Consider the following 18,905-nt stretch of genomic DNA (forward strand, 5'->3'; position numbering starts at 1 on the left):
GTGTTCTCCGGGGGTCGTTTACGAAGCGGTGCCAGCGGCGAACCGGTGCTTCCGGCGGCGAAGCCCGCGAAGGGCAAAACCCAGCCTTCCTCGCGGCGAAGCCCGCGAAGGGCGGGCAAAGCCACGCCTGCCTCGCGGCGAAGCCGTGCCGTCGGCGGCGAAGCCCGCGAAGGGCGGGCGAAGCCACGCCTGCTTTGCGGCCGAAGGCCGTGCCTGTATGTGCGATGCACATAGCCCACGTCACAAAGCCGACCACCCGCGGGTTCTCAGCTGTCTTCTCGCGAGGACAGCTTTTTCCCTCGTGGCGGAGCCACTAGGGAAAAAGATCCCGCAGCGAGAAGACAGCTGAGGTTCCGCCACCCGACCACCCAAGCAAAACGACCGGGCAAGCCTCAACGACTGCGGTTACCGCGGAGGCCCAAGCGGCGCCAGCTGAGGCGGGGGCCGTCCGGGCCTCGATTGCGGCCGCGGCGCATTCGCTGCCGGGCGCCTGCGAGCGCGCGCCTCGGGTGCGGTGGGCGCAGGCCGAGGCGGCGTTGGGTGCGCCTGCGGATCGCGCGCCGTTCCCGGGGCGCCGCCGCCCACGCCTCCGGGTGCCGCACCAGCCAGCGGTGCCGGTACACGGCGTACGGGATGTGGATCAGGTACACCAGCAGCGCCACTGCCAGCGAGATCAGCGGGAACATGATGATCCCGGCGGCCAGCACGGCCACCAGCACCAGCAGCGGAGCCAGCAGCCGCGCGGGCACCTTCACGGTCTTCAGCGACAGCGTGGGAACCCGGCTCACGGCCAGTGCGGCCACGGCCGCCATCCACACCATCACCACGGGCTGCTGCGCCCACCAGCCCGAGTAGCCGAAGTGCGCGGTGAGCACGAGCGGCAGCAACGCCAACAGTCCGGCGGCGGGCGCGGGAACGCCGACGAAGAACTCCTTGCTGAACGCGGGCTGCTCGGTGTCGTCGAGCAGGGTGTTGAACCGCGCCAGCCGCAGGATCATGCACACGGCGAACAGCAGCGCCGCGATCCAGCCCGCCCGGTTGTCCTGCAACTGCCACGCGTAGAGGGTCAGCGCGGGTGCCACGCCGAACGACATCGCGTCGGACAGCGAGTCGAGTTCCGCGCCCATCCGGGTGCTGGCGTCGAGCAGCCGGGCGATGCGCCCGTCCAGCCCGTCCAGCACGGCGGCCACGGCTACGGCCGCGATGGCCCCGTCGAGCTGGTTCTTCAACGCGAACTGCACGGCGGAGAGCCCGGCGCACATGGCCAGCACCGTGATCGCGTTGGGCAGCAGGCGGATGCCGGGAGGGGCGAGGCGGGGGCCGTTCATGCCCGCTCGCCACCTGTGGGGAGCTCGGCGAGCACGGTCTCGCCGCCGACGGTGCGCTGGCCGGGTTCCACGAGGACCCGGCTGTCCGCGGGGACGTACAGGTCCACGCGGGAGCCGAAGCGGATCAGCCCGTAGGTGCGGCCGGCGACGGCCCGCTCCCCGTCGTTCACGGAGCACACGATGCGGCGGGCCACGAGCCCGGCGATCTGCACCACGGCGAGCTCGTGGCCGCCGTCGGTGCGCAGCAGCAGCGAGTTGCGCTCGTTGTCCTCGCTGGCCTTGTCCAGGTCGGCGGAGAGGAACTTCCCGGGCCGGTACGCGGCCTGCACGATCTCGCCGGTCACGGGCAGCCGTTGCACGTGCACGTCGAAGATGGTGAGGAACACGCTCACCCGGGTCATGGCCCGGTCGCCGAGCCCGAGTTCGGGCGGCGGGGTGGCGGATTCGACGTGCGCGACGGTGCCGTCGGCGGGGGCGACGGCGATGCCGTCGCGGGCGGGGGTGACGCGTTGCGGTTCGCGGAAGAACCACGCGCACCACGCGGTGGCGATGCCGCCGAGCATGCCTGCGGGCCGCCACGCGCGGCGCAGCAGCAAGGTGGCGACGGCGGCCCCGAGCACGAACGGCCTGCCTGCCGGGTGCATCGGGGGCACGGTGTCGCGGGCCAGCTTGGCGAGGTGCGTGAGCGGGTCGCCGCCGGCGGGGGAGATGCCTGGTTCTGTCTGGGTGCTCATCGAGCTGCTACACCCCTGCGTCGGAGTTCGTCACCGCGGCGCGTCTGCTGCGCTGCGGCCGTGTCGGTACAGCATCGCGGACGTGCCCTCGGTGGCTGCGCCAGGGGGAGGAGTCGATCATTGGTGCTCGCCTCGTGCGGTGCTGACGATGTCCTTGGCCGCCCGCTGCGTCGCGGGCAGGTGCGGAGCCTGTCACGTCGCGGGTCGCGCGGTGAGCGGTGGGGATCGTTCCGGGACGCCGTGCCTGCTCTGAACGGGTGACGAGGCGGTCGGGCGGCGCGGAGGGCGGTTCGCGGCGGCCTCCGGGGAGCGCGCGGGCTCCGGTGAGCGGTTCGCGGCGGAGTGGGCGGCGGGCTGCTGCGAGGTCGGCCGACGACAGGCGTCCGGAACCGGACTGGCGGCGGCCTCGGCGGGATCAGTCGCAGGTGAACTGGGGTGGACGTAAAAGTGCCGGGGTGGCCCGGCGCCCCCGAAGCGCCGGTGCCACCCCGGCACCAACCCGCAAGGCGCCTCCCCGTTGGCGCCAAACGGTCCCCGATAAGGGCCACCGTGCACCCCCCGACGGCACACGGAGCCCGCTGTCGGCTCCCTCCCTGGTGAGAGGGGGCTGACGTCTAGTGAGACGGAGTCGATCGACAGGTTGTTACGCAGTTTCCAGTGTAATTGAGCTCACACGAACTACGTAGCCGCTATTGGAGGACATTAGAAGCGAAATCTGTAACCCAGAGTGACATTTTTGGTCTCGAATCCCTCACTCGTCCGAGGGGTCTCGGCGGTCGTCGATTCGCATCCGGGCACCCATCAACTCGCCCAGGCCGCCGTACGGGTCGCCGCGCTCATCCGTGTCCGCGGTGCTGCCCACCACCAGCTCGGCCACATCGTCGGCCCCGGGCGTGACCGCGTCCGAACGCACCGTCGACGAGGACGCGTCGTCCAAGTACAGCTCCAGCTTCAACGACCAGCCGGACCGCTCCTGGGTCAGCGTCGTCGCCGCCACGTCCCGGCTGTCCACCCACTGCGCGTCCTCCCGGTTCCGCAGCCGCTCCACCGGGGCCACCAGCAGCTCGTCGAGCTCGTCCAGCTCCGACTGCCGCACCCGCGCCGACGCGCCCGCCAGCAGCCGCCGCGCCGTGCTCGCCGAGCTCGGTAAGAACACCAGGCCCCGGTCGGTCACCAGCAGGTCGTAGCGCTCACCGGCGTACTGCACCGGGCTGACGATGCCCGAGACCGACGGCTCCGGTTCCGCGACGGGTTCCCTGGCGTGCTGCAACGGCACACCCAGATCCACCAACGCCCGGTGCAGCCCCGGGACGAGCCGCGGATCCGCCACCGCCGGCCGCACCAGCCGATCCGGATCCAGCGGCCTGCCGCCGTTGAGCCGCACCACCGAGTCACCCGCCCAGTCCAGCTCGTGCTGCGCACGGCCCGCGCACACCAGCGCGTCCACCACGGCGCCGCCGAGCAGCTCGGTCAGCGTGTCCACCACGGCCTCGTCGACGTGATCCGGATTCAGGCCCGGATTCAGCACCGGGTTGATCAGGTCCGGGCCTTGCCCGCGGTGGATGGCGGCGAGCACGCCGCCGATCGCGGGCGGGCACTCCAGGCCGCTCTGCGCCACCGCGGAGCTCAGCAGGCCCGCTTGCCGAGCGACCTCGGCGGCCCCCGCCTTGCGGGCCAGGTCCGGCCACGGCAACCGCGGGCCGAGCCCGTCGATCAGCAGCTTGCTCTCCAGCTCAGGGACGCTCTTGCGCGGTTCCCGCAGCAACGAGAAGGCCGGGTGCTCCTCGGGTTCCCGATCGCCTGCGCGCAGCCGCTTCATCGCCTCCACGCGGTCCCGGGTGGACGGGCGCACGCCGCGCTCCTGGGCGAGCGACTCCTTGACCCGCTCCGCGAGCTGCGGCTTGCGCTCCGGGTGATCCATGAACGCCCGGAAACCCAGCAGCAGATCGGGCGTGTGCTCGACCTTGGTGGCCATGCTCAGGTACTGCTCGGCGTAGTCGCGCCAGCCGAACTCGATCGCCTTCATCTTGCGCAGCGAGGTGACCGCGGCGCGTTTGCCCGCCGCCTTCACCGCGACGGTGTCCGCGCCGAACCACAGCTCGTCGCCGACCCCGGACGCCACCGCCGAGTACGCGCGGGCGTAGCCGGCGAACAGCCACTTCGCCGGGCCGCCGGTGAGTCCCTCCGCGGTGCGCCGCACGCTGGTGTCGACCCGGTCGGCCAGCACGACCAGCTTGCTGGCGCCCACGGTGCGGCCGAGTTCGCGGGCGGTGACGGCGCGCAGTTCGCTGGTGGACAGTCCGGCGATCAGCGGCAACCCGATCTCCAGGTGCCTGGACCGGACCTTCAGGCCGAGCAGCGCGGTGTCCTCCCGCAGCCGGGCGGTGGGTTGCGAGGTCACCCGCACGTCATCCGGGGCGGGAGCGCCGGAACCCGACGAGATCGAGTCGATCATCTTCCACACCTTCGGCTGCGCGGAGCGGGCCAGCTGCACGCCGCGCGGACGTTCCCGTCTGCGCAGGACGGTCCGCAGGCCGATGCCGATCACCGCGGCCACCAGGACCGCGGCGAGTCCGGCGCGCATCCCACCGCCCAGATCGAGCCGGATGGTGTACGCCGCTATCGCCAGCAGTCCCAGCACCAAACAGGCGGGGACGGCGAAGAAGCCGATGTGCAACGCCAGCGCCAGGGCGGCGCGCCAGGGGCCACGCACGGTGTTGAAACTCCTGAGTGAGGGGTCGATTTACCCGCGATCCGAACCGGCGCGCGAGCGGGAGCGCCGATGGTGCGCTGGCAGTCTTAGTGGAAAACAGCCGGACGTCAATCCATCAGAAGTACGTCCACAGTGGAACCGGCGGGCAGTTCCGTGGTCTGCTCCGGTACTTCCAGCAGACAGTTCGCCGTGGCCATCGCGGACAGCAGGTGCGAGCCGGGGCCGCCGTGCGGGGTCACCGTCGCGTCGGCCGCGTCGAACAACGCCCTGCGGTACTGCCGTTTGCCCGCCGGGGTCTCCAGCGGACGGGTCAGCGTCGCCTGCCGGGAGGGCCGTTCGGCGTTGTGGTGCCCCGCGGCCGTCCGCAGCACGGGCCGCACGAAGACCTCGAACGACACCATCGCGCTGACCGGGTTGCCCGGCAGCGTCACCACCGCGGGACCGCCGCGGTAGTGACCGGCGCCCTGCGGCATGCCGGGCTGCATCGCGACCTTGGTGAATTCGACGCCGTTGCCGGACAACGCGTCCTTGACCACTTCGTAGGCCCCGGCGCTGACCCCGCCGGAGGTGATGATCAGGTCGGTGCTCTCCAGGTGCGGTGCGAGCGCGGCGTGGAACGAGTCCACGTCGTCGGGCACGAAGCGCAGCAGCTCCGGTTTCCCGCCCGCCTCGCGCACCGCGGCGGCCAGCATCAGGCCGTTTGATTCGTAGATCTGCCCGGTCCGCAGTGGCGAACCGGGCTCCACGAGTTCCGATCCGGTCGACAGCACCAGCACCCGGACCGGTCTGCGCACCGGCAGTCGTGCGGCTCCGACGGCGGCGGCGATGCCCAGCTGGGTGGGTCCCAGCGAAGTGCCCGCCGCGAGCACGGCCGTACCGACCTGCACGTCCTCCCCGGCGCGACGCACGTGCGCGCCGGGCTGCGCGGCGGCCCGCACCTGGACTTCGGCGGTGCCGCCGTCGGTGCGTTCCACCGGCACGATCGCGTCCGCCCCGGACGGCACCTGGGCGCCGGTCATGATCCGGTGCGCGGTGCCCGGCAGCAGTGGCGGGCTGTCCACCCGCCCCGCGGGCAGGTCCTCGCTCACCGGCAGCGGCACCGGGTTCTCCGGGCTCGCCTCGGTGATGTCGACGGACCGCACCGCGTAGCCGTCCATCGCCGAGTTGTCGAACGGTGGCAGCGGAATCGCCGCGACCAGATCCTCGGCCAGCGCCAGCCCGAGGCAATCGGCGAGCGGCCGGGATTCCACCGGCACCGGGGGCAGCAGCGTCGCGACTCGCGCCCGGTGCGCGTGCACCGGGGTCAGGCCGGAAGGTCCAGTTGCGTGGGGCACCGCACGATCATCGGTCATCGGGTACCGGGCTGTCGTCACCGGCGTGCGGAAAGTCGCCCCGGCGCGCGTGGCAGACTGCCAGCGATCGTGTGAGCGGGGCGGCGGAGGGAGGGGCTGTGCAGGTACGGAACCGGCACACGCCGACGTTCGGGGTGGCCAGGTTGCTGCTCGCACCGGGGGAGCCCGCCCGGATCGCCACCGGTTCGATGCTGGCCACCAGCTACGGCGTTGTGGTGGAGGCGCGCAACGGCGGCCTGCTCAAGTCGCTGACCAGGAGCAGTTCTGCCGGTGGGACCACGTGCACGGCGGGGCAGCAGGGCGGCTGGGTCGACGTCGCTCCCGCGTTGCCGGGTGATCTGCACGTGCTGGAGCTCGACGGGTACGGCTGGTGCGTGGCCGGGTCGGCGTGGCTGGCCGCGGCGGCCGGTGTGCAGCTCGACGAGCAGTGGGCCGGGTTCAAGAACCTGTTCGGCGGTGAGCGCGGTTTCCTGCGCCACGTCAGCGGGCAGGGGCCGGTGGTGCTGGCCTGCTACGGCGCGCTGGACGTGATGACGTTGCAGCCGGGGGAGTTCCTCACCGTCGATACGGGCCATGTGGTGGCTTACGGCGAATCGGTGCAGACGCGGTTGCGGCAATCGGGGCACGGGGTGGCGCAGTCGATGAAGACCGGGGAGGGCTTGGTCTTCGATTTCGCCGGGCCGGGTCAGGTGCTGGTGCAGACGCGGGATCCGCGTTCGATGGTGGCCTGGTTGCAGTCGCAGGGACTGGGCTCACCGCGTTCCTGAGCGCGCTATTCGCGGGTGCGGCGGTGTGCGGCGAAAGCGGAAGATGGTTTTCATTACCCGAAATCCGCGGAATATTCCAGGATTTTCCATTGCGCGATTCGGCGCAATGGAAAGCCTTCGGCTACTCGCCGTGGCTGCTAAATCCACTCGTTTGGAGCAGTATTTAGCGGAAAAGTCGCAATGGTCAACAGCGGACGAATCGGGCCGACTCCGGTAGCGTCATCCGTGCTCCATCGGCGCTTTATCGGGGCGCCGTGCATCACATTTCAATGAGGAGGACGCCGTGGCGGTCGGCACGGTCAAATGGTTCAACTCGGAGAAGGGGTACGGCTTCATCGCCACCGATGGTGGTTCAGATGTGTTCGTGCACTACTCCGCGATCAACATGTCCGGTTTCCGCACCCTCGCCGAAGGTGACCGGGTCGAATTCGAGGTGAAGGCGGGGCGCGACGGTCGAAGCCAAGCTGACGGCGTCCGCAAGGTCTGATGCTCGTTGCCCGGTGGCCCGCTCCTTTTCGGGGGCGGGCCACCGGTCGTCTCGGCGGACGACCGGAATCGGCGGGCGAACAACCGCGGGCATCGATGCGAGATCGGAGTGGTGGAACCCGAAGACGAAGGTGATCGAGGGACGTTAGGCTGAGTTGCGTGTCGGAAGACCTAACCGGGCGCCGTCTCGGTCACTACAAGATCGACGGAGTTCTCGGCCGCGGCGGTATGAGCGTGATGTACCGCGCCACCGATACCCGGCTGGGCCGCAAGGTCGCACTCAAGATCATGGGTGAGCACATCACCGGTGACGCCGAGTTCCGCGAACGCTTCGTCGACGAAGCCCGCAACACCTCGGCCATCGACCACGCGAACATCGTGCCGCTGTACGACTTCGGCGAGGTCGACGGCATGCTCTACATCGCGATGCGGCTCGTCGACGGATCCGACCTGGCCAGCCTGATCAAGGACGGCCCGATCTCGCCGCCGCGCGCGTTAGAACTGCTCAGCCAGGCCGCCGAAGCGCTCGACATGCTGCACGAACGCGGTCTCGTGCACCTCGATCTGAAGCCGGCGAACGTGCTGGTGACCTCGCGCGAGTCGTCCAACGAGCACGTGTACCTCGCGGACTTCGGCCTCACCCGGCGCGGCGCCACCGGGCACCGAACCAGCTCCGGCGACTTCCTCGGTTCCCCGACCTACGCTGCGCCGGAGCACCTGCGCGGCGAACCCGTCGACGGGCGCACCGACCTGTACGCGCTGTGCTGCATGCTGTTCGCCTGCCTCACCGGCCGCCCGCCCTTCCAAGGGCAGGTGCAGGAGGTCATCCAGGGGCACCTGAGCACCGCGCCGCCCTCGGCGCTGTCGCTGATGTCGCTGCCGGTCGGGCTGGACGAGGTGCTGCGCAAGGGCATGTCGAAGAAGCCCGACCAGCGCTACGACACCTGCAAGGAGCTCATGGCGGCCGCGAAGGCCGCGCTGAACGCCCCGCCGGACGCACCGACGAAGAAGACGATCCCGACCGTCGGGCCGCCGTCCGGTCCGCAGTTCGCCCAGCAGTCCGCGCCCGCACCGAACAGCGGCCCGCAGCAGGCGCCGCCCCCGCCGCCGCAGGGACCTCCGCCGCAGGGGCCGCGCCCGCCGTCGCCGTACGGCCCGCAGTACCAGCAGCCGCAGCGCCCGCCGTCCGGTCCGGGCGGCGATCCGGTGCGGCTGCGCCCGCCGATGCCCGCGCAGTCCGCCTCGTTCGCCACGAACAAGGGCGGCGGCTCGGCGAAGTGGCTCGTGCCGCTGCTGATCGCCGTCGCCGCGATCGTGGTCGTGATCGTGTTCATCTCGATGGCGTTCTCGGCCGGCGGCGGTTCCGGCGGCTCCGGCGGAGGAGCCCCCCGGTCCGCGGAGAACTCGTCGTCCTACGATCCGAGCAGGCTGCCCACCGAGGTCCCGACCGTCACCGAGTGAGCATGGCGTTGGCCACCCGATGGATGGCCCGCGTGCGGCTCGAACGGGGGAAAAGCGGCTGGCTGCGACCTTGCTCGACCGGAGCGCCTTGCACTCGCCGTGCGGGAGTGCTAAACCTGGATCTGGCACTCAGCGCAGTTGAGTGCCAGGTCGGGACGGTGAGGCCGTCCGCGCGTCGCCACACGACGGCTTCGCGTGACCGGTCGTCCGTCGCGGGCACCGAGCCTGGCCGAGCACAGAGTCCTGCCACGGGGCGTACCTGCCTTTCGTGGCGTCCAGATAGGTGGAGGACCACACCGCAATGGCCAAGATGATCGCGTTCGACGAGGAAGCCCGCCGCGGCCTTGAGCGCGGCATGAACACCCTCGCCGACGCCGTCAAGGTGACGCTCGGGCCGAGGGGCCGCAACGTCGTGCTCGAGAAAAAGTGGGGCGCGCCGACCATCACCAACGACGGCGTCTCCATCGCCAAGGAGATCGAGCTCGAGGACCCCTGGGAGAAGATCGGGGCCGAGCTCGTCAAGGAAGTGGCGAAGAAGACCGACGACGTCGCCGGTGACGGCACGACGACCGCCACCGTGCTGGCCCAGGCGCTGGTGCGCGAGGGTCTGCGCAACGTCGCCGCAGGTGCCAGCCCGATCGCCCTCAAGCGGGGCATCGAGAAGGCCACCGAGGCGATCGCCGAGCAGCTGCTCAAGAGCGCCAAGGAAATCGAGACCAAGGACCAGATCGCCTCCACCGCGGCGATCTCGGCCGGTGACCGTCAGATCGGCGAGCTCATCGCCGAGGCGATGGACAAGGTCGGCAAGGAAGGCGTCATCACCGTCGAGGAGAGCAACACCTTCGGGCTCGAGCTTGAGCTCACCGAGGGCATGCGCTTCGACAAGGGCTACACCTCGCCTTACTTCGTCACCGACACCGAGCGGATGGAGGCGTCGCTCGACGACCCGTACATCCTGCTGCTGAGCTCCAAGGTCTCCAACATCAAGGACCTGCTCCCGCTGCTCGAGAAGGTCATGCAGACGAACAAGCCGCTGCTGATCATCTCCGAGGACGTCGAGGGCGAAGCGCTGTCCACCCTGGTGGTCAACAAGATTCGCGGCACCTTCAAGTCCGTCGCGGTCAAGGCCCCCGGCTTCGGCGACCGCCGCAAGGCGATGCTGCAGGACATGGCGGTCCTGACCGGCGGCCAGGTCATCAGCGAAGAGGTCGGCCTCAAGCTGGAGACCGCGGACCTGCCGCTGCTGGGCCAGGCCCGCAAGGTCGTCGTCACCAAGGACGAGACCACCATCGTCGAAGGTGCGGGCGACGACGAGCAGATCGCCGGCCGGGTCAACGAGATCCGCGCCGAGATCGACCGCTCCGACTCCGACTACGACCGCGAGAAGCTGCAGGAGCGGCTGGCCAAGCTGGCCGGCGGCGTGGCCGTCATCAAGGCCGGCGCGGCGACCGAGGTCGAGCTCAAGGAGCGCAAGCACCGCATCGAAGACGCGGTCCGCAACGCCAAGGCCGCCGTCGAGGAGGGTGTCGTCGCCGGTGGCGGCGTGGCCCTGCTCCAGGCCGCCGTGTCCGCGTTCGACGGCCTCAAGCTCGAGGGCGACGAAGCGACCGGTGCCAACAGCGTCAAGCTGGCCGTCGAAGCCCCGCTGAAGCAGATCGCGATCAACGCCGGTCTCGAAGGCGGAGTCGTGGCGGAGAAGGTCAAGGGCCTGCCCGTCGGACACGGCCTCAACGCCGCGACCGGCGAGTACGAGGACCTGCTCGCCGCCGGCGTGCCGGACCCGACCAAGGTCACCCGCTCGGCGCTGCAGAACGCCGCGTCGATCGCCGCGCTGTTCCTGACCACCGAAGCCGTGGTCGCGGACAAGCCGGAGAAGGAGTCCGCTGGCGCGGGCGCCGGCGGTGGCGACCCGATGGGTGGCATGGGCGGCATGATGTGACCCATGCCGATAACCGGGGTTCGTTCTGAATCCCAGATATCGCACGATGAAGGGCCGTCCCTGTGGGGGCGGCCCTTCGTCGCGTCCGGGACGGCTTTGAAGTCTCGTTCGGCTTGGCGTGTGGGTGGGGGTTAGGGCCTTCCCTGGCTTGGCGTGTGGGCGGGGGTTTTGGAGTCTTGTTCGGCTTGGCGTGTGGGTGGGGTTTTAGGGCCTTCCCGGGCTTGGTGTGTGGTTGGTGTGGTGCGTGGAAGGTCGTCTTTAGTGATTACTTCCAGGGCTCGTTTGTCTGGGGTGTCTGGGTAGCGGAACCTCAGCGGCCTTCTCGCTGCGGGATCCATTTCTCATGTATGTCCGATACACAGCGAAATGGCTGTCCTCGCGAGAAGGCCGCTGAGAACCCGCCGGTGGTCGTTTTGCGTGGGTGGGCTATGCGCTGACGCGCATCCAGGCACGGCCTTCGGCCGCAAGGCACGGCTTCGCCGCAAGGCACGGCTTCGCCGCGAGGCACGGCCTTTGGCCGCGAAGCACGGCTATCGCCGTAGGGCACGGCTATCGCCGCAAGGCAGGCTTGCTTCGCTTTGCCCTTGACGGGCTTCGTCGCCGACTGCGCGGCTTCGCCGCGTGGCACGGCTATCGCCGCGAGGCATGGCTTCGCCGCCGAGTGCACGGCTACCGCCGCGAGGCATGGCTTCGTCGTGGGGTGTGGACTTTGGTCGCTAGGTAGGTGTGGCTTCGTCGTTGGTTGTGCGGCTTCGCTGGTTGGTGGGGTTGGGTTTGTTCGGTCATTGCGGGGCTTGTCGTTGACTGGTTCGCGGTGGGGCGTCGGGTGGGGGACTGGGTGGCGTGGCCGCCGCGATGGTGGCGTAAGCCGGTCAGGGCAGGGCGATCGGGTGGGCGATGTGATCTCCTGAGTGCTGCACGTTTTCGGGTCCGATGGGTTGAGGAGGTTCGGGCGGATGGCCATTTCAGGTGCGTTGCGCCGGGTCGCCGGGTCGGCGGCGGTCTTGCTCAGTGCCGCTTTGATCGCCGCGGGCTGCACCGATGGGGCGGCGCCGCCTCCGCAGCCGCCCCCTGCGGGAGGTGAGTCGGGGCCGGCTTCCTACCCGGCCGAAGGCGTGCCGGAAGTGGTGCCGCAGCCGCAGAAGACGGAGCGGCTCGGCGAAGACCTGGCGGTGCGCGGCAAGGTCGAACTCGTCGTCGACCCGTTCGTGGACCAGGCGACGCGGGACTTGGCGCAACGCGTGCTGCGCGAAGCCGGTGCCTCCGATGTGATCGTGCGCGAACCCGGGCCGCCCGCCGAGGACTCGACGCTGCTGGTGCGGATCGGCGACCGGATGGCTCCGGGCATCGTGAAGGGCCTGCAGGACAACGGTTGGGGAGCGCCGTCCCCGCTGCCCGCCGAGGGCTACGTGTTCGCCGCCCGCGGCGGTCAGGAAACCGTGGTGCTCGGCGCGGACGACGCGACCGGTGCCTACTACGGCGTGCAGACGTTGCGGCAACTCGCCTCGCCCGGCCGGATCGCCGGGGTCGGCGTGGTGGACGAGCCGAACATGCCGCTGCGCGGATCGATCGAAGGCTTCTACGGCAGCCCGTGGACGCACGCCGAACGGATGGATCAGCTCGCCTTCTACGGCGACGTCAAGCTCAACACCTACATCTACGCGCCGAAGGACGACCCGTACCACCGGGAACGCTGGCGCGAGCCGTACCCGGCGGACAAGCTCGACGAGGTCGAGCAGCTCATCGGCCAGGCCGGGGCGCACCACGTGAAGTTCACCTTCGCGCTCTCGCCGGGAACGTCGATCTGCTACAACGACCCGGGCGATTTCCAAGCGCTGCTGGCGAAATTGCAAGCCGTGTACGACTCGGGGGTGCGGGACTTCTCCGTGCCGTTCGACGACATTTCCTACACCCGCTGGAACTGCGGCGAGGACCAGGCGAAGTACGGCGCTCCGGGCGAAGCCGCCGCGGGCCGCGCGCAGGCCGAACTGCTCAGCCGGGTGCAGCGCGAATTCATCGACACCCACCCCGGTGCACAGCCACTGCAGATGGTGCCGACCGAGTATTCCGACTACGAGGATTCGGCGTACAAGACGGCGGTGCGCGAAGGGCTGGATCCGCGGGTCGTGGTGATGTGGACCGGGGACGGCGTGATCCCCGAACAGATCACCGTCTCCGATGCCGAGAAGGCCGCCGAAGTGTGGGGGCGGAAGGTGTTCCTCTGGGACAACTATCCGGTCAACGACTTCGACAAATCCGTGGGACGGCTGCTGCTCGGGCCGTACGGGGAACGTGAGCCCGGGTTGAGCGAACAGCTCGTCGGCGACGTGTCGAATCCGATGAACCAGGCGGCGGCCAGCAAGGTCGTTGAGATCGGGGCGGCCGACTTCGCCTGGAACGACGACGACTTCGACGCGCAGCGCGCGCATCGCGCGGCGGCCCGCTACCTGGCGACCGATCCGGCGGCGGCGCTGCGGCCCGCTTCGGCGGCCGACCCGGAGACCACCCGTGCACTGCTGGTGTTCTTCGACCTCAACACCATGTCGCCGCTGGCCAACGGGTCCCCGTGGCAGCCGCCGGCACCGGAGCTGGACCGGCGGCTGGAAGAGTTCCGCGGTGAGTGGGACGGCGGTGACCGCGCGGCGGCGCTCGCCGGGCTGCGCGACTACGCCCAGCAGATCGCGCAGGCGCCCGAACGGATCCGGTCCTCGGCGCCGAAGGACTTCGCCGCCGACTCCGAACCGTGGTTGCAGGCCACCGACCTGTGGGGCGACGCGCTCGTGACCACAGTGGACGGGTTGCAGGCGCGGCAGGACGGCAACCAGGCGGTCGCCGACGAGCGGTTCGCCGCGGCCGCGGACCTGGCGCGGCGGGCCGAAGGCGTGCAGACGGTTCCGGGCGAGACCCGGCCGCAGGGCGCCGTCCGGCTCGCCGACGGAGTGCTGGACGTCTTCATCCGGGAGGCACCACAGCTGCCCTAGCGGGCTCTGCCGGTGCAACGACCCATCACTCCTGCGGGACGACGGCCCAGCAGATCGCGTAGAGCAGGATTCCCGAGCCGAAGCCGAGGACGGTGGCGGCGACGAGGCCAACCCGGACCACGGTGGCGTCGATGCCCAGCAGGTCGCCGGCGCCGCCGCACACTCCGGCGATCATCCCGTCGCGCCGCCGCCGGAACTTCCGAGGTTCCGGGGCGGCGCCGGGCGTGGAGTCGGCGGGCCGGTCGAACGAGGTGCGGCCGGTGTCGCGGGCGTCCGTGCCGGACTCGGCGCCGGAGCCGAAGTTCCCGGCATCGTGCCCGCCGCCGGAGATCGTCGACGCGGACGTGTCCTCGGGCTGGGCGGTCTCGTTGAAGCGGTGGTGCGTCGTCTCGGTCATGGTTGTCAGCTTGTCGTTCGAGCGGGACGGAAACCTCCGGGACGCCCCCGGGGTGAACCCCGATCTCGCCCGCCGCATCCACTCAGGGCGTCCCCGGCTCCGCGCGAGGACCCGGCTGACATGATCAGCTCGACGGAAGGGGTGGCGGCATGAGCCGGTTCAGCGGATTTCCCGCGCACGTCGAGAAGTACGTCGGCACCGTTCGCGGCGCCGACAGCAGGGACACCGAGGGGCGCGAACGCGACTACCACCTCGTGTACTGCGACCACCACTCCGGCCCGTACGTGTCGGTGCTGACCAGCGGCCTGCGCGAGCACACGGCGGGAGCGCCGCTGCCGCAGGAGGTGCTGTGCACGGTGCACGCCGACCAAGAGCGGTACGGGCGGCACCTGACCTCGGTGATCGCCGAACTGCTCACCGAGTCCGGCAGCCGGGTCGGTTACGGCGCCCTGATCATGAACGATCGCGCGTTGCTGCCCGAAACCGAGATCGCGGGCGCCCTCGCCGCGCCGCACCCCTACCTGGCCGACGATTTCGACGTGCTGCTCGACGGCGACGGCACCCCGGTGCTGCAGCTGATCACGCTGCTGCCGATCACCCGCGGCGAATCCCAGCTGGTGGCCCGCTACGGCCGAGACGCCCTCTACGACCGCTGGGAACAACACCGCACCGACCTCACCGACATCCGCCGCCCCAGCGTCAGCTGAACGTTCCCCCGCTCAGGTGAATGGCCCTTTGCCCGGCGAAACCGCTCAAAGGGGACGTCCACTCGGTGCCGTCAGTGGAGTGAACGTCCCGTTCGACCGGTGGGACCGGGCGAAGGAGGCGTTCACCTCGAGGTGGTGGGGGCGCTTACGCTCGCGGTATGGCGGATGACGGTGAGGTGCTGGGAATGCGGTCTCCGGGCGACGTGGCCGTGGCGTTGGACGAGACGGGTTACCTGCCGGACGCGGGCATCGCGACCGCCGCGTTCCTCGCGCTGAAGATGCGCCGCCCCCTGCTGTGCGAGGGCGAACCGGGCACCGGCAAGACGGCGCTCGCGCAGTCGCTGGCGGTGGCGCTGAACGTGGACCTGATCCGCCTGCAGTGCCACGAGGGCATCGACGCCGCGCAAGCGCTCTACGACTGGGACTTCCCCCGGCAGCTGCTGCACCTGCGCACCCTGGAAGCGGCCGCCGACGGCGCGCTGGACGCGGACGCCGCCGAATCCTCCCTGTACACGGAACGTTTCCTGCTGGCCCGCCCGCTGCTGCGCGCGTTGCGGGAAGCGCCGTGCGTGCTGCTGGTCGACGAGATCGACCGCGCCGACGACGAATTCGAGGCGTTCCTGCTGGAGGTCCTGTCCGAGTACGCGGTGAGCATCCCCGAGTTCGGCGAGGTCCGCGCCGCAGTGCCGCCGGTGGTGGTGCTGACGTCGAACCGCACTCGCGAAGTGCACGACGCGCTCAAGCGCCGCTGCCTCTACCACTGGCTGGAACACCCGGACCTGGAACGCGAAGTGGGGATCCTGCGCCGCAGGCTGCCGGACCTGGACGCGCGGCTGGCCGGCCAGGTGGCGGAAACGGTGCAGCGGATGCGGGAACTGGAGCTGGTCAAACCACCGGGCGTCGCCGAAGCGCTGGACTGGGCGCAGGCACTGCAAGCCCTGGGCGGCGAGCTCGATCCGGACACGGCGGCCGCCACGCTGGGCGCGGTCCTGAAGTACCGGGAGGACACCGACCGGGTCCGCGCCACCGGTCTGCTGAGCGAACTCACCGGCACGGGCTGAAGGAGCCTTCCAGGACGACCTGCCTAGCGGGTCGGATGGTCGGCTCGCACCGGTGATCGCCGCTCGGCGGCTTCGCCGCGAACAGCGCCGAAAATCGTTCTGCGGGAGTGCGCGGTTCGCGCGGCACAATGGGGAAATGGAGACGGTCGCCGGTCTGGTCGGGTTCGCCCGATCGCTGCGGTTCGCGGGCATGGCCTGCGGACCCGACCGGGTGCAGGCGTTCCTCGCCGCGACCGAGCACACCGGACTCGCCGAGCGCTCCGCCGTGTACTGGGCGGGCCGGTTGACGTTGTGCTCCGACCCGGAGGACCTCGCCCGCTACGACGCGGCGTTCGCCTCCTGGTTCGGCGCGGCGCCCCCGCCGGTCGCCGAGGTGCCGAGCGCGCCGCGCCCGGCACGGATCGCCGCGCTCAGCACCGGATCCGACGGCGAGGACACCACCGACGACGATCCGATCAAGGCGGCGGCCAGCGCCGACGAAGTGCTGCGCCACCGCGACCTGGCCGACCTCGGCGAGGCCGAACGCGAACACTTGCGCCGACTGCTCGCGGGGTTGCGCCCGGACCCGCCGAGCCGTCCGGCGGTGCGGTGGCACCGGTCGCGGCGCGGCCCGCTGGATTCCCGCGCGACGCTGCGGAACATGCTGCGCAGCGGCGGCGAACCGCTGCGCCTCACCCGGCGCCACCGAGGCCGCAGGCCGCGCCGGGTGGTGCTGCTGATCGACGTGTCCGGCTCGATGAGCCCGTACGCGGACGCGCTGCTGCGCTTCGCACACGTGGTGACCCGCCGTGCTCCCGCGAGCACCGAAGTGTTCACCCTCGGCACCCGGATGACCCGGGTGACCAGGCAACTGCGCCAGCGGGACCCGGAGCACGCGCTGCACGCGGCGTCGAAAGCGGTGCCCGACTTCTCCGGTGGCACCCGGCTCGGGGAGACGCTGCGGGCCTTCCTGGACCGGTGGGGGCAGCGGGGCGTGGCCAGAGGGGCGGTCGTCGTGGTGTTCTCCGACGGCTGGGAACGCGGCGACGTGAGCCTGCTCGGCGAGCAACTGCGCAGGTTGCGGCGGCTGGCCCGAGCCGTGGTGTGGGCGAATCCGCACGCCGGGCACGAGGGGTACGCGCCGGTGCAGTCCGGGATCGTCGCGGCGCTGCCGCACCTGGACGGGCTCGTAGCCGGACACAGCCTCGGCTCGTTGCAACGAGTGTGGTCGTGGGTGTTGCGCCTCGGCGGGAATGCGCCGGGTGCCGCGAGTGCTGAGATGTCCATGACTCGGGACGCCGGGGGCTCTCCGGATGCCGGGGAGTCTCGGGATGCCGGGGAGTCTCGGGATGCCGGGGAGTCTCGGGATGCCGAGGGCTCTCGGAAAGCCGGGAGAACCCGGAAAGCCGGGTAAGCGCGGGAAAGTGCCGGCAATGGCGGAGGTGGGCTGTGCGTGACGTGCTCGACGAGGTGGCCGAACGGTGGGAGTCCGGAGAGGCGGTGGGACTCGGCACCGTGGTGGCCACCTTCCGGTCCGCGCCGCGGCCGCCGGGCGCCTCGATGCTGGTGACGCGGACCGGTGAGGCCGTCGGCAGCGTGTCCGGCGGCTGCGTGGAAGGCGCCGTGTACGAACGAGCCACGGCGGCGCTCGACGGCGAACCCGCCGCGTTGCAGCGCTACGGCGTCAGCGACGACGACGCGTTCGCGGTCGGCTTGACCTGCGGCGGCATCCTCGACGTGTTCGTGGAACGGGTGGATCGCGAAACGTTCCCCGACTTCGACGCCGTGGCCAAATCGGTGCGCGAAGAGGAACCGGTGGCGGTCGCGACCGTCGTCGACCACCCCGACGCCGCGCGGATCGGCTCGCACCTGCTGGTGTGGAACGAGCGGACCCAGGGCAGCCTCGGCGAAGCGCGCATCAACGACGCGGTGGCCGACGACGCGCGCGGCATGCTCGCCAGCGGGCGCAGCGGCGTCCTGGAATACGGGCCGCAAGGCCAGCGGCGCGGCGAAGGCATGCGGGTCTTCGTGAACTCCTTCGAACCGCCGCCGCGGATGCTGGTGTTCGGCGCGATCGACTTCGCGGCCGCGATGGCGCGCATCGGCTCGTTCCTCGGCTACCGGGTCACGGTGTGCGACGCGCGGCCGGTGTTCGCCACGCACAGCCGGTTCCCCGGCGTGGACGACGTCGTCGTGGACTGGCCGCACCGCTACCTCGCCGCCGAAGCCGAAGCGGGACGGCTCGACGCGCGGACCGCGGTGATGGTGCTGACGCACGACCCGAAATTCGACGTGCCCGTGCTGGAACTCGCGCTGCGGCAGCGCATCGGCTACGTCGGCGCCATGGGCTCACGGCGCACCCACGACGACCGGATGCGGCGACTGCGGGAGAACGGAGTGGCCGAAGCGGACCTGGCCCGGCTGTCCTCACCGATCGGCCTGGACCTGGGAGCCCGCACGCCCGAGGAGACCGCGGTGTCCATCGCGGCGGAGCTGATCGCGTTGCGCTGGGGCGGCCACGGCGCCCGCCTCGCCGAAACGGAAGGCCCGATTCACCGCTGAGCTTCTCGTCCGCCGGTCTTTTTGCTTTGGTGGTCGGGTGGCGGAACCTCAGTTGGTCTCTCGCTGCGGGATCTTTTTCCCAAGTGGCTCCGCCACGAGGGAAAAAGCTGTCCTCGCGAGAGACCAACTGAGAACCCGCGGGTGGTCTGCTTCTTGACGTGGGCTATGTGCTTCGCACATACAGGCACGGCTATCGCCGCAAGGCACGGCTTCGCCGTAAGGAGTCGGCTTCGCCGGAAGGATTCGGCTTCGCCGGAAGGCACGGCTTCGCCGTAAGGAGTCGGCTTCGCCGGAAAGATTCGGCTTCGCCGGAAGGCGCGGTATTCGGGCGTAGATATGGCCTTCCGTCGCGAAGTGCGGGTTCGGCGTTGGCTGGGTGGTTTTCGGGTGGGATTCGGCTTGCCTGGGGCGGGGTGGCGTAGCAGGCTCGGGTACGTG

At 70.5% G+C, this 18,905-nt stretch carries 14 protein-coding genes; 9 read left to right on the forward strand and 5 right to left on the reverse strand.

Annotated elements, in window-relative coordinates; genetic code table 11:
* Positions 1-392: 392 nt before the first annotated feature.
* From pssA to moeA, 4 genes are all read right to left on the reverse strand, one after another.
* Positions 393-1,328: a CDP-diacylglycerol--serine O-phosphatidyltransferase gene (gene pssA, locus H2Q94_RS01985; protein WP_243791378.1), complete on the reverse strand. Its 936-nt coding sequence runs from the start codon at positions 1,326-1,328 to the stop codon at positions 393-395.
* Positions 1,325-2,062: a phosphatidylserine decarboxylase gene (locus tag H2Q94_RS01990; protein ID WP_243791380.1), complete on the reverse strand. Its 738-nt coding sequence runs from the start codon at positions 2,060-2,062 to the stop codon at positions 1,325-1,327. Before H2Q94_RS01990 ends, pssA begins: the two co-directional genes overlap by 4 nt.
* A 751-nt stretch (positions 2,063-2,813) precedes the next feature.
* Entirely contained in the window at positions 2,814-4,775 is a 1,962-nt protein-coding gene (locus tag H2Q94_RS01995) for a M48 family metallopeptidase (RefSeq protein WP_243791383.1), read from the reverse strand.
* Positions 4,776-4,882: 107 nt separating this feature from the next.
* Positions 4,883-6,127: a molybdopterin molybdotransferase MoeA gene (gene moeA / locus H2Q94_RS02000; protein ID WP_243791385.1), complete on the reverse strand. Its 1,245-nt coding sequence runs from the start codon at positions 6,125-6,127 to the stop codon at positions 4,883-4,885.
* Positions 6,128-6,225: 98 nt separating this feature from the next.
* Here moeA and H2Q94_RS02005 point away from each other — a divergent pair, with 98 nt between their 5' ends.
* The 5 genes from H2Q94_RS02005 (at position 6,226) to H2Q94_RS02025 (ending at position 13,761) form a co-directional block, all read left to right on the forward strand.
* On the forward strand, positions 6,226-6,894 hold the full coding sequence (locus tag H2Q94_RS02005; RefSeq protein ID WP_243791387.1) for a TIGR00266 family protein: 669 nt from the start codon (positions 6,226-6,228) through the stop codon (positions 6,892-6,894).
* Positions 6,895-7,177: 283 nt separating this feature from the next.
* Complete coding sequence (locus tag H2Q94_RS02010; protein ID WP_184483357.1) at positions 7,178-7,381, forward strand: cold-shock protein; 204 nt, start codon at positions 7,178-7,180, stop codon at positions 7,379-7,381.
* Between the two features lie 158 nt (positions 7,382-7,539).
* A complete protein-coding gene (locus H2Q94_RS02015) occupies positions 7,540-8,841 on the forward strand; it encodes a serine/threonine-protein kinase (protein WP_243791389.1) in 1,302 nt (433 codons plus the stop codon).
* Between the two features lie 301 nt (positions 8,842-9,142).
* Positions 9,143-10,780, forward strand: a complete 1,638-nt coding sequence (groL, locus tag H2Q94_RS02020) for a chaperonin GroEL (RefSeq protein ID WP_243791391.1) — start codon at positions 9,143-9,145, stop codon at positions 10,778-10,780.
* Positions 10,781-11,736: 956 nt separating this feature from the next.
* Positions 11,737-13,761 carry a glycoside hydrolase family 84 protein gene (locus H2Q94_RS02025; protein WP_243791393.1) on the forward strand — a complete coding sequence of 675 codons (2,025 nt, stop codon included), beginning with the start codon at positions 11,737-11,739 and terminating at the stop codon, positions 13,759-13,761.
* Between the two features lie 25 nt (positions 13,762-13,786).
* On the opposite strand, the gene H2Q94_RS02030 is transcribed toward H2Q94_RS02025, so the two are convergent.
* Positions 13,787-14,158 (reverse strand): PspC domain-containing protein, encoded by a 372-nt coding sequence (locus tag H2Q94_RS02030; protein WP_243791395.1) that lies wholly within the window; start codon positions 14,156-14,158, stop codon positions 13,787-13,789.
* Between the two features lie 149 nt (positions 14,159-14,307).
* On the opposite strand from H2Q94_RS02030, the gene H2Q94_RS02035 reads away from it, so the two are divergent.
* From H2Q94_RS02035 to H2Q94_RS02050, 4 genes are all read left to right on the forward strand, one after another.
* Complete coding sequence (locus H2Q94_RS02035; RefSeq protein ID WP_243791397.1) at positions 14,308-14,865, forward strand: suppressor of fused domain protein; 558 nt, start codon at positions 14,308-14,310, stop codon at positions 14,863-14,865.
* Positions 14,866-15,023: 158 nt separating this feature from the next.
* Entirely contained in the window at positions 15,024-15,926 is a 903-nt protein-coding gene (locus H2Q94_RS02040) for an AAA family ATPase (RefSeq protein ID WP_243791399.1), read from the forward strand.
* A 136-nt stretch (positions 15,927-16,062) separates the two neighbouring features.
* Positions 16,063-17,319 carry a vWA domain-containing protein gene (locus H2Q94_RS02045; protein ID WP_243791401.1) on the forward strand — a complete coding sequence of 419 codons (1,257 nt, stop codon included), beginning with the start codon at positions 16,063-16,065 and terminating at the stop codon, positions 17,317-17,319.
* A 35-nt stretch (positions 17,320-17,354) separates the two neighbouring features.
* A complete protein-coding gene (locus H2Q94_RS02050) occupies positions 17,355-18,467 on the forward strand; it encodes an XdhC family protein (RefSeq protein ID WP_243791403.1) in 1,113 nt (370 codons plus the stop codon).
* Positions 18,468-18,905: the final 438 nt, after the last annotated feature.

It is taken from the genome of Saccharopolyspora gloriosae (assembly GCF_022828475.1).
Classification (GTDB): domain Bacteria; phylum Actinomycetota; class Actinomycetes; order Mycobacteriales; family Pseudonocardiaceae; genus Saccharopolyspora_C; species Saccharopolyspora_C gloriosae_A.